14 protein-coding genes and 1 pseudogene are annotated in these 14,797 nt (G+C 65.1%); 9 read left to right on the top strand and 6 right to left on the bottom strand.

Annotation, left to right across the window (positions count from 1 at the left end):
- Positions 1–2: 2 nt before the first annotated feature.
- The 4 genes and pseudogenes from VSR82_RS28515 to VSR82_RS28500 form a co-directional block, all read left to right on the top strand.
- Positions 3–277, top strand: a pseudogene (locus tag VSR82_RS28515) (nitrogen fixation protein NifQ); the annotation flags it as partial.
- A gap of 38 nt (positions 278–315) precedes the next feature.
- Entirely contained in the window at positions 316–735 is a 420-nt protein-coding gene (locus VSR82_RS28510; RefSeq protein WP_429455556.1) for a winged helix-turn-helix domain-containing protein, read from the top strand.
- A 663-nt stretch (positions 736–1,398) separates the two neighbouring features.
- Positions 1,399–1,884, top strand: a complete 486-nt coding sequence (locus VSR82_RS28505; protein WP_429455555.1) for a nuclear transport factor 2 family protein — start codon at positions 1,399–1,401, stop codon at positions 1,882–1,884.
- Positions 1,885–1,974: 90 nt separating this feature from the next.
- A complete protein-coding gene (locus VSR82_RS28500) occupies positions 1,975–2,835 on the top strand; it encodes a 2OG-Fe(II) oxygenase (protein ID WP_429455554.1) in 861 nt (286 codons plus the stop codon).
- A gap of 8 nt (positions 2,836–2,843) precedes the next feature.
- Here VSR82_RS28500 and VSR82_RS28495 read toward each other — a convergent pair whose 3' ends face one another.
- The 3 genes from VSR82_RS28495 to VSR82_RS28485 all read right to left on the bottom strand — a co-directional run bounded on the left by VSR82_RS28495 (position 2,844) and on the right by VSR82_RS28485 (position 5,887).
- Positions 2,844–3,281 carry a GNAT family N-acetyltransferase gene (locus tag VSR82_RS28495; protein ID WP_429455553.1) on the bottom strand — a complete coding sequence of 146 codons (438 nt, stop codon included), beginning with the start codon at positions 3,279–3,281 and terminating at the stop codon, positions 2,844–2,846.
- Between the two features lie 38 nt (positions 3,282–3,319).
- A complete protein-coding gene (locus VSR82_RS28490) occupies positions 3,320–4,759 on the bottom strand; it encodes an MFS transporter (protein WP_429455552.1) in 1,440 nt (479 codons plus the stop codon).
- 243 nt (positions 4,760–5,002) lie between these two features.
- Entirely contained in the window at positions 5,003–5,887 is an 885-nt protein-coding gene (locus tag VSR82_RS28485; protein ID WP_018438163.1) for an isocitrate lyase/PEP mutase family protein, read from the bottom strand.
- A gap of 199 nt (positions 5,888–6,086) precedes the next feature.
- Here VSR82_RS28485 and prpR point away from each other — a divergent pair, with 199 nt between their 5' ends.
- The 3 genes from prpR (at position 6,087) to ahpF (ending at position 10,586) form a co-directional block, all read left to right on the top strand.
- Entirely contained in the window at positions 6,087–8,108 is a 2,022-nt protein-coding gene (gene prpR / locus VSR82_RS28480; RefSeq protein ID WP_429455551.1) for a propionate catabolism operon regulatory protein PrpR, read from the top strand.
- Positions 8,109–8,256: 148 nt separating this feature from the next.
- Complete coding sequence (gene ahpC / locus VSR82_RS28475) at positions 8,257–8,820, top strand: alkyl hydroperoxide reductase subunit C (protein ID WP_368583782.1); 564 nt, start codon at positions 8,257–8,259, stop codon at positions 8,818–8,820.
- A gap of 173 nt (positions 8,821–8,993) precedes the next feature.
- On the top strand, positions 8,994–10,586 hold the full coding sequence (gene ahpF, locus VSR82_RS28470) for an alkyl hydroperoxide reductase subunit F (RefSeq protein ID WP_368583783.1): 1,593 nt from the start codon (positions 8,994–8,996) through the stop codon (positions 10,584–10,586).
- A 110-nt stretch (positions 10,587–10,696) separates the two neighbouring features.
- Here ahpF and VSR82_RS28465 read toward each other — a convergent pair whose 3' ends face one another.
- Together VSR82_RS28465 and VSR82_RS28460 are read right to left on the bottom strand one after the other, a co-directional pair.
- Positions 10,697–11,110, bottom strand: a complete 414-nt coding sequence (locus VSR82_RS28465) for a DoxX family protein (protein WP_176123767.1) — start codon at positions 11,108–11,110, stop codon at positions 10,697–10,699.
- A gap of 96 nt (positions 11,111–11,206) precedes the next feature.
- A complete protein-coding gene (locus VSR82_RS28460; RefSeq protein WP_368583784.1) occupies positions 11,207–11,932 on the bottom strand; it encodes a pirin family protein in 726 nt (241 codons plus the stop codon).
- Between the two features lie 138 nt (positions 11,933–12,070).
- Here VSR82_RS28460 and VSR82_RS28455 point away from each other — a divergent pair, with 138 nt between their 5' ends.
- Entirely contained in the window at positions 12,071–12,982 is a 912-nt protein-coding gene (locus tag VSR82_RS28455; protein ID WP_410849311.1) for a LysR family transcriptional regulator, read from the top strand.
- A gap of 15 nt (positions 12,983–12,997) precedes the next feature.
- Here VSR82_RS28455 and VSR82_RS28450 read toward each other — a convergent pair whose 3' ends face one another.
- Entirely contained in the window at positions 12,998–14,014 is a 1,017-nt protein-coding gene (locus VSR82_RS28450; protein WP_429455549.1) for a 1-aminocyclopropane-1-carboxylate deaminase, read from the bottom strand.
- 133 nt (positions 14,015–14,147) lie between these two features.
- Between VSR82_RS28450 and VSR82_RS28445 the strand changes: the two genes are divergently transcribed.
- The gene (locus VSR82_RS28445) at positions 14,148–14,660 is read left to right on the top strand and encodes an Lrp/AsnC family transcriptional regulator (protein ID WP_498858265.1); all 513 of its coding nucleotides are present in this window, start codon (positions 14,148–14,150) and stop codon (positions 14,658–14,660) included.
- The last annotated feature ends 137 nt before the right edge of the window (positions 14,661–14,797 follow it).

Raw genomic sequence — 14,797 nt, 5'->3', positions numbered from 1 at the left:
CAGCCATGCCTGACGATCCGTTGATGAACGACTGCATCGCCCATGCGTGTTTGCGTCCGGATCATCTATGGCGCGACCTTGGTCTCGCAGGCCGCGATGACGTGACGTGGATGTTCACGCGCTACTTCCCGACGCTGGTCGAGCGCAACATCGATAACCTGCGCTGGAAGAAATTCCTCGCATCGCAATGCGCGCTCCCGTTGGGTCTGGAGCCGGGACCCGCGCCGGGTTGCCCGGGCTGCAGGACTACGGGTACTGCTTTCCACGGCAGCCTTGAAGCGCGCCACTGAGGGGTCGGCGCGAAACCGTTCGTGTATGCTTGCGCGCACGGCCGACACCGCAAAAGCCGCTAAAAGCAGAGCCGCTCCGGCGACGAAGTCCACCAGGGCGCGTCCCGAAGTGCGCTTCAGAATGCGCATCCGTAGCGGCGATGCGGTTGCACTCGGGCCAGGCAAGGTCGATCTGCTCGAGGCGGTGCGCGACTATGGATCGATCTCGGCGGCGGGGCGGAGTCTCGATATGTCGTATCGGCGCGCGTGGCTGTTGATCGACAAGCTGAATCGCTCGCTGAAGTCGCCGGCCACGCAATCGGAGCAGGGCGGTCAGAGCGGCGGCGGCTGCACGCTGACGCCGGTCGGCGAAACCATCATCCGGCTGTATCGTGACGTCGAGGAAGAGGCGCGGCGAAGCTGCGCGAAGCAGATCGCCGAACTGGCGAAACTGATCCGCTCGTGAAGGCCACGATCGCGTCGGCGCTATCGGTGCGCTCAGCCGTGCCGCAAACAGAACACCGAAGGCGGCGGATGGCGAAGCTGCGCGACGTGCTCGGGATGCAGCCGCGCGATCAACTCGACGAAACTCGCGACGCTCGCAGATCCGCTTCAGCGTATTCATCGAACCGTGATCGATGCAATCGACTGGAAACACGACGATATCCGCGCCCGGTAGCGCGGCGACCAGCAGCCCCTTGCGATCCTCGACACCGCCGTCGTGCGCGATCCTTGAGCGCGGCATCGGAGCCGGGCCGGCCACCCACGGATACTGCTGATCGCGCTCGGCAATCTGCTGACCGCGCTCGCGGCCGGCGGCGCGCGCTACGTGTGGGTTCTTCGCCGCGGGTTTTGCGGCGGCGCTGGGAGTGGCGGCGCTCGTCGCGGCGTCGGTGGCGGCGGTGGTGTGGGGGCTCGCCGGGCGGGCGGAGGTGGCGCGTTTCCAGGCGGCGGTATCGGAAGGGGAAAGCCGTCGTCGGCTCGCGCCGGTCCCCCATTCGCGCCGTTTTCCTATATCGTGTGCGCCAGGTCCGCCGCCTACCGCGCGCGGGCTGTCTTTTCGGAGCGCGGCGCGCCTCTGCGCGCGCATGACACGTGATGCGCTCCCGCAATACACCACACGACATCAATGAGCCATCCGAACACCGAGCTGATCGAACGCTTCTACACCGCCTTCCAGCAACGCGACGCCGAGACCATGGTCGCCTGTTATGCCGACGACGCCGTCTTCAGCGACCCCGCCTTCGGCGAACTGGTCGACGACGAAGTGCGCGACATGTGGCGCATGCTCGTCAAGCACGCGCAGGACTTCACGCTGACCTTCAGCGACATCGAGGCCGACGACCGTACCGGCCGCGCGCAGTGGGTGGCGCGCTACCGTTTCGTCCAGACCGGGCGCGACGTCGTCAACCGGATCGAAGCGCGTTTCGTGTTCCGCGACGGGCTCATCGTCGAGCATCGCGACCGCTTCGATCTGTGGCTGTGGATGCGCCAGGCGATGGGCATGCGCGGCACGCTGCTCGGCTGGTCGCCGTTCGTGCAGCGGATGCTCAGGCAGCAGGCGCGCCGGGGGCTGCTGCACTATCGCGGGCAATTGAATCGCGAGCGCGGCTAGCCGCGTGCGTGCGGCGCGCGCATCGCGCTTGCTATGATCGAAGCACGCGCGCGCCCGCACTCCTTGCCGGGCCGCCGCACAGGAAACGCTATGCGAGTCGTCGATGCCGCCTGGCAAGAATGGCTGAGCAGCAATGTCGCGCGCGGCTGCACGCCGGGCTCGATGATCGACGCGATGGTGCAGGCCGGCTTTGCCGACGGCGAGGCCCGCGTCGCGGTCCACCATGCGTTCGACCGGCGCGCGTGCCGCCCCGCGGCGCCCGCCACACTCGCCGATCCCGCCACCAATCCTTATCGCTACGACGCTGCGCCGGTTGCACGCGGCAACCTGATCCGCGCCGCTGACCGCGAGGTACGCGTGTTACTCCGCTGCGAGCGCCCGCAGCTGGTCGTGTTCGCCGACGTGCTGTCGGCCGTGGAATGCGCGGAGCTGATCGAACGCTCGCGGCATCGGTTGAAACGCTCGACGACGGTCAATCCACTCACCGGCCACGAAGACGTGATCCGCAGCCGGACCAGCGAAGGCGTGTGGTATCGGCGCGGCGAGGACCGGTTGATCGCGCGAATCGAACAACGCATCGCGAGCCTGACGAACTGGCCGCTCGAAAACGGGGAAGGCCTGCAGGTGCTTCATTACGGCACGAGCGGCGAGTACAGCCCGCATTTCGACTTCTTCGCGCCCGATCAGCCCGGCAGCGCGGTGCACACCGCGCAGGGCGGCCAACGCGTCGCGACACTGATTATCTATCTGAACGACGTCGCCGACGGCGGAGAGACGGTGTTCCCCTCAGCAGGCCTGTCGGTCGCGGCGCGGGCGGGCGGCGCGGTGTATTTCCGCTACATGAATGGTGAGCGTCAGCTCGACCCGTCGACGCTGCACGGCGGCGCGCCGGTGCTGGCCGGCGACAAATGGATCATGACGAAGTGGATGCGCGAGCGCGCGTATGGCTGACGCGGCGCCTATTCGGCCGCTTTATAAACATCCGGCCGATGCAGCTCCATATACCGCTCGGGGTTCGCGAGCGACGTGAACCCATGCGGCGCATAGACGTGATGCGCGTCGGTCGTGACTAGCACGACTCTGCGCAGACTGGCGAGCGACGGGCTCGCAAAGATATGTTTCATCAACGCCGACGCATAGCCGTGGCCGCGATGCGCCGGCAGCACGAACACGTCGCACAGGTAAGCGAAGGTCGCCTCGTCGGTGATCAGACGTCCGAACGCGATCTGCTCGCCGTCGACAAATCCGCCGAAGCACAGCGAACCGGCGACGGCCCGCTCGAAGGTCGCGCGCGGCATGCCCTTGGCCCACGGCGTTTCCTGCGACAGGAACGCGTAGACCATGTCGAGGTCGAGATCGGCGATGCGGCTGGATATCTTCAGTTCGCTGGCTTGCATGGGGTGTCTCCTGTTTCGCGTAGCGGCAGCGTGTGCCCTTAGCCCTTCGCGGTAGTCTCGCCACCGCGCGAACCCCCGCCAATGCTCTGGCCGGCATTGCGCGCGAGCCCCATATAACCGATCACCGACAGCAGCGTCAGCACGCCGGCGAACAGGAACGCGAGGCGGAAATCGTCGAGCGTGAACACGTGGCCGGTCGTCTCGCCGTTGAACAGCGCCGCGACGCGCAGCGACACCGCGCCGAACGCGATGCCCAGACCGATCGTCATTTGCATGGCCGCGCTCCATAGCGTGCTCGCCGCACTCATCTGCGTCTGCTGGATATCGGCGTAGGCGAGCGTCGCCAGCGTCGAGAACTGCATCGAGCGCGTGACGCCGTACACGAACACCACGATCAGCACCAACACCAGCGGTACGTCCGGCGTCAGCAGTCCGCACAAGGTGATGAAAATGCCCGCCACGACGACGTCGACGATCGCCACCGTCCGGAAGCCGTAGCGCTGCAGGATGCGCGTGGTCAGCGCCTTCATGCCGAGGTTGCCGACCGCGCTCGCGAGCAGCAGCAGACCCGAGCGGAACGCCGACAGCCCGAAGCCGACCTGGAACAGCAGCGGCATCAGATAGGGCACCGCGCCGATGCCGATGCGCGTGAACGAACCGGTGATGACCGTCACCGAGAACGTCGGCACCTTCAGCGTCGACACGTCGACGAGCGGATGCGGATGACGCTTCGCGTGCAGGAACGCGCTCGCGCCGACCAGCAGACCGCCCGCCACGACTGCGATCGCGAGCCACGCATTGGTGGCCGGCTGGCTCGCGAGCTCCGCACCGTACAGGATCGCGGTCAGCGCGACGCCGCTCAGCAGCAGGCCGACGACGTCGAGCGGCTTGCGTTCGGAGCCGCGCAGGTTCGGCACGATGGCGAGCGCGACGGCGATCGCCGCGAGGCCGAACGGCACGTTCAGCAGGAAGATCCAGCGCCACGACGCGTAGGTCGTGATGAAGCCGCCGATCGGCGGGCCGACCACCGGTGCCGCGATGGCCGGCCAGGTGATCGTCGAGATCGCCTGCATCATGCGGGCTTTCTCGGTGCTGCGGACCACGATCAGACGGCCGACCGGCACCATCATCGCGCCGCCGATGCCTTGCAGCAGCCGCGCGGCCGTGAACTCGGGCACGTTCTGCGACAGCCCGCACAGCACCGACGCGACCGTGAACACGCCGATCGCGCTGACGAACACGGTGCGCGCGCCGCAGCGGTCGGCGACCCAGCCGCTCGCGGGGATGAAGATCGCGAGCGCGAGCATGTAGGCGGTCATGCCGAGGCTCAGGCTGTTCGGGCCGACGCCGAACGAACGCGCCATCTGCGGCAGCGCCGTGGCGATCACCGTGGTGTCGAGGTACTCCATGAAGAAGGTGGCCGCGACGATGTAAGGCAGCCAGCCGACGTGCGCGGTGCGGGTGCCGCTGCTGCTCATCGCGCGAGCTCCCGCGGCGCGCTGAGGCGCGCGCAAAGACCATTGACGGGCCGGCGCGCGGCGCGCGAAGCGTGTGACTTCATGGTGCTTGAGATGACCTTTCGTGTGCGTTTTTATGCTTCGGGCTGGCGGGAACATCAGCTTGGCTGAGTTTCAGCCCCGCTTTCCAGCCCTGAATCCTAACGCAAGAAAGGTCCCCTTTCATGCAGGCGTGCAGCGCGCCGCCGCGCCGCCGCCGTTGCGTCAGTCCTTCGCCGCGTACTCCTTGTCCAGCCGGTCATACAGCGGCTTGTTGACGAGCCGCTGGCGCTCGCTGAACGGCGCGACGATCGTCGCGTCCTCGTCGAGGCGGCCATTGCTTTGCAGCGTGCCGAGCGCGCGCTGCATGCCGAGCACCGCGCCCTGCAGCGCCGCGTTCGCGTACAGCACGATGCCGTAGCCGAGCTTCGCGAGCGCGTCGCGCGACTGCACCGGCGTCTTGCCGCCGATCACGATGTTGATCAGCTGCGGCACGTCGAATAACCCCGGCAGACGCTCGATGTCGGCGAGCGATTCGGTTGCCTCGATGAACAGGATGTCGGCGCCCGCCTCGATGAAGCGATGACCGCGTTCGATCGCGTCCTCGATGCCGTGGACCGCGGCCGCATCGGTGCGCGCCATGATCTGCAGGTTCGCGTCCTCGCGCGCGTCGACGGCCGCGCGGATCTTGCCGACCATCTCGCTCGTCGCGACGACTTCCTTACCCGAGAAGTGGCCGCATTTCTTCGGCATCACCTGGTCTTCGAACTGGATCACGTCGGCGCCGCTGCGCTCGAGCACGCGCACGGTCTGGCGCACGTTCAGCGCGTTGCCGAAGCCGGTGTCGGCATCGACGATCAGCGGCAGCGCGACCGCGTCGCGGATGCGCGCGGTGTGCTCGGCGACTTCGGCAAGGCCGATGAAGCCGAGATCGGGCAGACCGAGCGACATGTTGGTGACGCCCGCGCCGGTGATGTAGACCGCCTCGAAGCCGGCGTCCTCGATCACGCGCGCGCTCATCGCGTTGAACGCGCCGGGCACGAGGAGGCCCTGACGCTGATTGACCTTGGCGCGGAACGCGGCGCGGCGGGTGGCGGAAGTGGTGGTCATGATGCGGGTCTCCAGAAGGGAAATCGGTAGTGGAACGCGGGTGACATTCTGCAGGAAACGTGCCATTGGCCGATGTTCCGCGCGTTGTGCCGATGGAACAAGGGTTTGCGCGCTGCGGGCTCGGCTCGGAGGTTCGTGGCAAAATCGGTGGAACGTTTCATGAAACGTTTCGCGGAACGTTTCAATCAAGGAGAACACGGTGTCCACGTTTAGCCCATTCGTCGCGAACCCGAGTCCCGCCGTCGATGTCGGGCGCCCCGGCGTCGCACTCGTCAGTATCAGCCGACTGCAATCGCTTTGCGAGGCGGTAGCGCCGCGCTATGCCGGCCGCGCGAAATTCTTCACGGTGCGGGAGGGCTATGGCGCTGCCGTCGCCGCGTTGCAGGCATACGTGGACGCAGGTTCCGTCGATGTCGTACTGTCCGCCGGCTCGAACGGCGCGTATCTGCGCGAAAATCTCAGCGTGCCGGTCGTGATGGTCAAGGTGAATGGCTTCGACGTGTTGAGCGCGATCACGCGCGCCACCGCCACGTGGCCGCAGGCGCGCATCGGGCTGGTGCTGCATGAAGCGATCGCGCAGGAACTGGCCGACCTGAGCCCGCTGCTGAACGTCGATTTGCGGCAGCGCGCGTACCGGTCGATCGACGAAGTGCGGCACGCGGTCGATGAACTCGCCGCGCAGGGCTGCCGCGTGGTGGTCGGCGCGGGCATGGCCTGCGATCTGGCGCAGCAGGCCGGCATGGAAAGCGTGTTCCTGTACTCGCTCGCCGCGGTCGAGGAAGCGTTCGAGCGCTCGGTCGAACTGGCGCGCGTGAGCCGCCAGAAGGAATCGAAGCGGGTGCGCCTGAATACGATCGTCGCGCACCTGCGCGACGGCGTCGCCGCGTTCGACGAAGCCGGCCAGCTCGAAGCCGTCAACCCGGCGATGCTCGACCTGCTCGGTTTAGGCCCGGCGCAGGAGGCGCCGAAGGACGACGAGGACACCCCCGCGCGGGTCGGACGCGCGCTCGCGCCGCTGTTGCGCGAGACGCGGGTCGCCGATGAGCCGGTCGACGAACGCATCGAGCAGATCGGGGGGCGCGCGCTGATCGTCAACTGTGTGCCGATCGTCGAGCAGGGCGAGCGGGCAGGTTTTGTCGTGACCGCGCAGGACGCGCTGGTTGCGCAGCGGATCGACCGTTCGCTGCGCACCAGCCAGCGCCCACGGCATCTGGTCGCGCGGCATCGGCTCGACGATCTGATCGGCGAGTCGGTGGCGCTCGAACGCGTGCGCCGGCTCGCGCGCGCCGGCGCCGCGCACGACGCGACCGTGCTGCTGAGCGGCGAAAGCGGCACCGGCAAGGAACTGGTCGCGCAGGGCATCCATAACGCGAGCCGGCGGCGCGGCAATCCGTTCGTCGCGTTCAACTGCGCGGCGCTGCCCGAGGGGCTGATCGAAAGCGAGCTGTTCGGGCACGAGGAAGGGGCGTTCACGGGCGCGCGGCGCGGCGGCAAGCCGGGACTATTTGAAATCGCGCACACCGGCACCATCTTTCTCGATGAAATCGGCGAAATGCCGGCCGCGCTGCAAAGCCGGCTCTTACGCGTGCTGCAGGAACGCGAGGTGATGAAGCTCGGCGCGGGCCGCGCGACCCCGGTCGACGTGCGTGTGATCGCCGCGACGCACCGCGATCTGCACGCGCTCGTCGAGCAGGGCGCGTTTCGCGCGGATCTGTATTTCAGATTAAATCTGCTTCAGATAAAATTGCCGCCGCTGCGCGAACGCCGCGCCGACATCGCGCCGCTGGCGCGGCATCTGCTGGAGCGCGGCGCGCTGCAATACGGCTTGTCGGCGGCGGCGCTCGAGCGGGTGCTCGCGTTTCTCGACCCGCTTTTCGCGAATTACGCGTGGCCCGGCAACGTCCGCGAACTGGAAAATCTGCTGGCGCGCGCGGCAATTTATATCGGCGACGTGACCGGCGAGTTGTCCGGGAACTCGACCGCCGACGCCTTGCCAGACTGGTTGGCGGTATTTCCCGAGTTCAGCCGGATCAGGCCGGCTGGGGACGAGCGAATCACGGAAGCGTCTCAGGACGCTGGCCCTGGCAACACGGCGCCCCGCGCCAGCCCCACCCGCGAGGATGCGCTGCGTGCCCTGGAACAATCCGGCGGCAATCGCGCCGCCGCCAGCCGCGCGCTCGGCATCGGCCGAACCACGCTGTGGCGGCTTCTGAAGGGCTGAATCGCCCGGCCATTCGACCGATAGTCTGAACCGCCAAAATTAATAGGGATGGACTATCGAAGTCATTAATACAATCCACTTTACCTATTAAGTGTAGTCTGACATACTGGCTCTACTTTCCAACCACCCTCCAAAGAGGATTCAGCAAATGCCGATCATCAACAGTCAAGTCAAACCGTTCAAAGCACAGGCTTACCACAACGGCGATTTCAAGACCGTCACTGAAGAAGACCTGAAGGGCAAGTGGTCGGTTTTCGTGTTCTACCCGGCAGACTTCACCTTCGTGTGCCCGACCGAACTGGGCGACCTGGCCGATCGTTACGAAGAGTTCAAGAAGATTGGCGTTGAAATCTACAGCGTGTCGACCGATACGCACTTCACGCACAAGGCCTGGCACGACACGTCGGACACGATCCAGAAGATCAAGTACCCGATGCTGGCTGACCCGACGCTCGCTATCTCGCGCAACTTCGACGTGCTGATCGAAGAAGAAGGCCTCGCGCTGCGCGGCACGTTCGTGATCAACCCGGAAGGCGAGATCAAGCTGTGCGAAATCCACGACAACGGCATCGGCCGTGACGCTGGCGAACTGCTGCGCAAGGTTCAGGCTGCGCAATACATCGCGGCTCACCCGGGTGAAGTGTGCCCCGCCAAGTGGACGCCGGGCGCAGAAACGCTGACCCCGTCGCTCGACCTGGTCGGCAAGATCTAAGGTCCGCGCAGCTCACGCTGCACTCGCAGTCTGCATCTGCCGGGATCTTCCCGGCGCATCACCGCGCGAATCGCATGCTACGGCGTTTCGCGCGTTCCCCGGGCCCAGCATGTCCTATCCGGATGTGTGCGGCGCCGGGACACCAACACCCCTCGTCACGGAATCGCAACGCCATGCTTGACGCCAATCTCAAGACTCAACTGAAGTCGTACCTCGAAAAAGTTAGCAGGCCTATCGAGCTCGTCGCATCGGTCGACGACAGCGCGAAGTCGCAGGAGCTGCTGGCCCTGCTGAACGACATCGCGACTCTGTCGGAGCGCGTGACGGTGATCGAGCGTCGCGGTGACGATGAGCGCAAGCCGTCGTTTTCGATCGGCGAAGCGGGCAAGGAAGCGGGCATTCGTTTCGCCGGCATTCCGATGGGTCATGAATTCACGTCGCTCGTCCTCGCACTGCTGCAGGTCGGCGGCCATCCAGTCAAACTCGACGATGCGGTGATCGAACAGATCCGCAGCCTCGACGGCGACTATCAATTCGAAACGTATTTCTCGCTGTCGTGCCAGAACTGCCCGGAAGTCGTGCAGGCGCTGAACGTGATGGCACTGATCAATCCGCGCATCCGTCACGTCGCGATCGACGGCGCGCTGTTCCAGAACGAAGTCGAAGCGCGCCAGGTCATGGCGGTACCGACGATGTTCCTGAACGGCGAAACCTTCGGCCAGGGCCGCAGCGGCGTGAAGGAAATCCTCGCGAAGCTCGACACCAACGCCGGTGCGCGCGCCGCGAAGGAACTGGCAAAGAAGCCGGTGTTCGATACGCTGATCGTCGGCGGCGGCCCTGCGGGCGCTGCGGCGGCGATCTACTCGGCGCGCAAGGGCATCGCGACTGGCGTCGTGGCGGAGCGTTTCGGCGGCCAGGTGCTCGATACGCTGGCGATCGAAAACTTCGTGTCGGTGACCGAAACCGAAGGCCCGAAGTTCGCGACCGCGCTCGAACAGCACGTGAAGGCCTATGACGTCGACATCATGGACGTGCAGCGTGCCGAAGCGCTGATTCCGGGGCGCATCAACGAAGTGCGTCTCGCGAACGGCGCGGTGCTGAAGGCGAAGACGATCATCCTCGCAACCGGCGCACGCTGGCGCGAAATCAACGTGCCGGGCGAGCGCGAGTACCGCAATCACGGCGTCGCCTACTGCCCGCACTGCGATGGCCCGCTGTTCAAGGGCAAGCGCGTCGCGGTGATCGGCGGCGGCAACTCGGGCGTCGAAGCGGCGATCGACCTCGCGGGTCTCGTGCGCGAAGTGACGCTGCTCGAATTCGGCGCGACGCTGCGGGCCGACGAAGTGCTGCAACGCAAGCTGCGCAGCCTGCCGAACGTGAAGATCGTCACCCAGGCGCAGACCACGGAAATCACCGGCGACGGCAAGAAGGTCGACGGTCTGGTCTATAAGGACCTCGCTTCGGGCGACGTGAAGAAGGTCGAACTCGAAGGCGTGTTCGTGCAGATCGGTCTCGTGCCGAACACCGAATGGCTGAAGGGCACGGTCGAACTGTCGAAGCACGGCGAGATCGTCGTCGATGCGCGCGGCGCGACGTCGGTGCCGGGCGTGTTCGCCGCCGGCGACGTGACCACGGTGCCGTTCAAGCAGATCGTGATCGCGGTAGGCGAAGGCGCGAAGGCATCGCTGTCCGCGTTCGATCACCTGATCCGCCACAGCGAAGAAGTCGCGGCGGTCAGCGAAGCGGAAGCCGAAGCAGCAGTTTGATCCGGTAGATCAGAGACGCAAACGGCGGCCCGCGGGCCGCCGTTTCAGTTTGCGCACGAAAAAAGGCCCGCGGCATGCGGGCCTTTTTCGTTAAAGCGCGGCAATCGGTATCAACGACGGTCGAACGAATACTTGCCGGGGCCGGTCACGCACAACAACAGCAAGCCGCCGATGATGCCGATGTTCTTGTAGAAATGGATCATGTTGTCGTATTGCATCGCGCCCGTCATATTCCAGTAGTGGTGGCCGATGATCGCGGTGCCGAGCGTATACAGCGCAAGCAGCAGCGCCAGCGGTCGCGTGAAGAAACCCACTAGCAGCGCGACGCCCACGACCAGTTCCATCACCACCGCGATAACGGCGGACAACTCCGGCACAGGCGCGCCGGTCGACGTCATATAGGCGACGGTGCCGGAAAAGCCGGTCAGCTTCGACCAGCCGAACATCACGAACAGCACCATCAGCAGGATTCGGGCGACGAGAACCACAGCGTCTTTCTGGTTTTCAAACAGCGTATAGCGCATGATTTTTCCCGTTAGGGTAGAGAGTTGAAGCTCGCTGGACCTTGTCGTCCAACGAGCCAGATCAAGATTGAGTCATTAGCGGCGCAAGCGGAGCGCTTATGCCCACAACGCCGAGGTCTCGATGTTGCGCAGGTCGAACACGAGCACTTCCGCGTCGCGGCCCTGCGTGAACGTCAGCGCTTCTTCGCCACGCACCCGTGCGCCATCACCCTCGCCAAGCTCGACGCCATTCACCGTGACGCTGCCGCGCGCCACATGAACATACGCATAACGGTCCTTCGCGAGTTCGAGCCGCGCGGTTTCGTCGCCGTTGAAAAGACCCGCATACACACGTGCGTCCTGTTGCAACTGCAGCGAACCGTCCGCACCATCCGGCGACAGCACCAGCCGCAGCACGCCGCGCTTGTCGGCCGCGCCGAAATGCTGTTGCTGATAGCGCGGCTGCGTGCCTTGCTGCGCCGGTGCGATCCAGATCTGCAGGAAGTGCACCGGCTCGCTCTTCGAATGGTTGTATTCGCTGTGCGCCACGCCGGTGCCTGCGCTCATCAACTGGATGTCGCCCGGCACGATCACCGAGCCCGTGCCCATCGTGTCCTTGTGTTCGAGCGCGCCTTCGAGCACGTACGAAAAGATCTCCATGTCGCGATGCGGATGCTTGCCGAAGCCTTGCGCCGGTGCCACACGGTCGTCGTTGATCACGAGCAGGTCGGAGAAGCCGTTCTGCTTCGGATCATGATAGTGCGCGAATGAAAACGTATGGCGCGAGCTGAGCCAGCCGTGTTCCGCGCGGCCACGTTGGTTGGCGTGTCTGATTTCGAGCATGCTGTTTTCTCCTTGAGTTTTGTCGTGTGATCCGGGCCAGATGTTTGGCTGCGATCGATGAATGACAGTGTAGGTCAATCCAGATCGTTATAATCATGGTAAAACCGGAAACACTGTCGCATTGGAGTGGACAATAAGATGCAGCTCGATGACATGCGGATCTTCGTCGCGACCGTCGACGCCCACAATTTCACCGCCGCGGCAAACCGGCTGTCGCTGTCGAAACAGTTCGTGAGCCGCCGTGTGATGGCGCTCGAAGAGGCGCTCGGCGTGCAACTGCTGATTCGCAATACGCGCAAGCTGGCGGTGACCGATCTGGGCCAGGAGTTCTACGAGCGGGCCAAGCGCATCCTCGGCGAGGTCGAGGACGCCGAGCAGGCGATGTCGCTGCGCCGTGCCGGGCCGCGCGGGCTGCTACGCGTGAGCGCGCCGATGTCGTTCGGCATGACGCATCTGTCGCCGCTCGTCGCCGCGTTTCTGCGCGAGCATCGCGACGTGCGCTTCGATATGGAACTGAGCGACCGCGCTGTCGACGTGGTCGGCGAGGGCTTCGACATGGCGATCCGCATCGGCACGCTGGCGGATTCGTCGCTGATCGCGCAGAAGCTGATCGACGTGAGGATGATCGCGTGCTGCAGCCCCGGTTATTTGCGGCGGCGTGGCAGCCCGGCCGTGCCGGCAGATCTCGCGAATCACGATTGTCTGCTGTACGGCCATGGCGGCGCGGTGAGCTGGGAGTTTCGCGTCGACGGCGCGGCGAAGAGCGTCGAGGTGCGCGGGCCGTTGCGGGCCAATAACGGCGAGCTGATTCGCGATTCGGCCGTCGCGGGACTGGGAATCGTCCGGCTGCCCGATTTCATCATCGCCGATGCGCTCGCCAGCGGACAGCTCGTGCCCGTGCTAGAAGCATTCCTGCCGTCGGCGACGGGCGTCTATGCGGTGTATCCGCAGCATCGGCAAAGCTCGGTCACGATCCGGGCATTCGTCGAGTTTCTGCGCACGCATCTGAGGAAAAAGCTCGCGGCCGAACCGCGGACGCCCGTCGGCTAAATCTTCTAAACCCCATCAACCGTCGCGGAAGATGAAGCTGTACGCGCTCAACGCCGGCACGCCGCCCAGGTGCGCATACAGCACGCGCGAGCCGGCCGGAAATTCGCCGTTACGGACCTTGTCGATCATGCCGTGCATCGATTTTCCCTCGTACACCGGATCGGTCAGCATGCCTTCGAGCCGCGCGCACAATCGGATCGCCTCGAGCGTGCCGTCGTTGGGCAGACCGTATTCCGGGCCGCCGTAGCGCTCGTCGAGCACGATGTCCTTCGCGGTGATGTCGCGGCCCAGCTCGACGCTCTCGGCGGTCCGCTTCGCGATGCGCGTGATCTGCTCGCGCGTCTGCGCCGGTTTCGCCGAGGCGTCGATGCCAATTACCCGCTCGGCGCGGCCGTCGGCGGCGAAACCGACCACCATGCCCGCCTGGGTGCTGCCCGTCACCGAGCACACGACGATGTAGTCGAATTTGAAACCCAATTCGGCTTCCTGCTGGCGAACCTCTTCGGCGAAGCCGACGAAGCCGAGCGCGCCCAGCGGATGATCCGAGCAGCCGGCCGGAATCGCGTACGGCTTGCCGCCGGCGGCGCGCACACTGTCGAGCGCGTCTTCCCAGCTCTTGCGAAAGCCGATGTCGAAGCCGTCCGGCACGAGCCGCACGTCGGCGCCCATCATGCGCGACATCTGGATGTTGCCGACACGGTCGTAGACCGCATCCGAGTAGTTGACCCAGTTCTCCTGCACGAGCACGCACTTCAGACCCAGATGCGCGGCAACCGCCGCGACCTGGCGCGTCTGGTTCGACTGGATGCCGCCGATCGATACCAGCGTGTCGCAGCCTTGGGCGAGTGCGTCGGGGATCAGATATTCGAGCTTGCGGGTCTTGTTGCCGCCGAACGCGAGGCCGCTATTGCAGTCTTCGCGCTTGGCATAGAGCTTGACCTTGTCGCCGAGATGCTCGCTCAGACGGTTGAGCGGCTGGATCGGCGTCGGCCCGAAGGTGAGCGAATAGCGGGGGAATCGTTGCAGGTTCATCGGGGCTCCGTGGTGGGTGATTTCCGAGAGTTCATGTTAGAAAAAACCGTCGGAAATGAGCTTGCGAAAAAAATCGGCCAGACCTATTTTTAAAAATCAGCGAATCTCCGCTTCCTCACAAAACTTCGTAAAGATGGCCACTAGCGCAACAAAAGTTCGTGCTGGATCGAAACCTTCCGATCGGCAACACGCGCTCGATCGCATCGATCGCGCGATCCTGCGGCAGTTGCAGACCGACGCGTCCATTTCGAACGTGGCGCTCGCGGCGAAAGTGAAGCTGAGCGCGCCGGCGTGTTTGCGGCGCGTCGAGCGCTTGAAGGAATCGGGGCTGATTCGAGGCGTGGTCGCGCTGCTCGACCCCAAGGCGGCGGGCGCGGGCATGCTGGTGATCATCGGCGTGGTGCTCGATCGCTCGACGCCAGAGTCGTTCGCCGAATTCGAAAAGGCCGCGCAGAAGGTGGCCGGCTGCATGGAGTGCCACGTGGTGACCGGCGAGTTCGACTATTTCATGGTGATCCGCACGCACGACAGCGACAGCTTCAATCGCCTGCACGCGGAGCAGTTGCTGTATCTGCCCGGCGTGCGGCAGATCCGCTCGTTCATGGTGCTGAAGGAAATCCTCTCGACCACGAAATTTCCGCTGTAATCCGCTCGGTCACCACGCCGCGCAGCCGGCCGCAAAAACGCGCATGCTGTCATAAACGCCGCGCCCGCGCGACCAAGCTTCGGCGCACCCGCGTGCGGCCTGGCAGCACGGTGGCAAGGCGGGCGCGCGTCGGCACT

The organism is Burkholderia sp. JPY481 (assembly GCF_038900515.1).
GTDB classification, from domain to species: domain Bacteria; phylum Pseudomonadota; class Gammaproteobacteria; order Burkholderiales; family Burkholderiaceae; genus Paraburkholderia; species Paraburkholderia youngii.
Note: the sequence above shows the minus strand (reverse complement) of the source record. Positions and strands in the feature narration are given on the sequence as shown.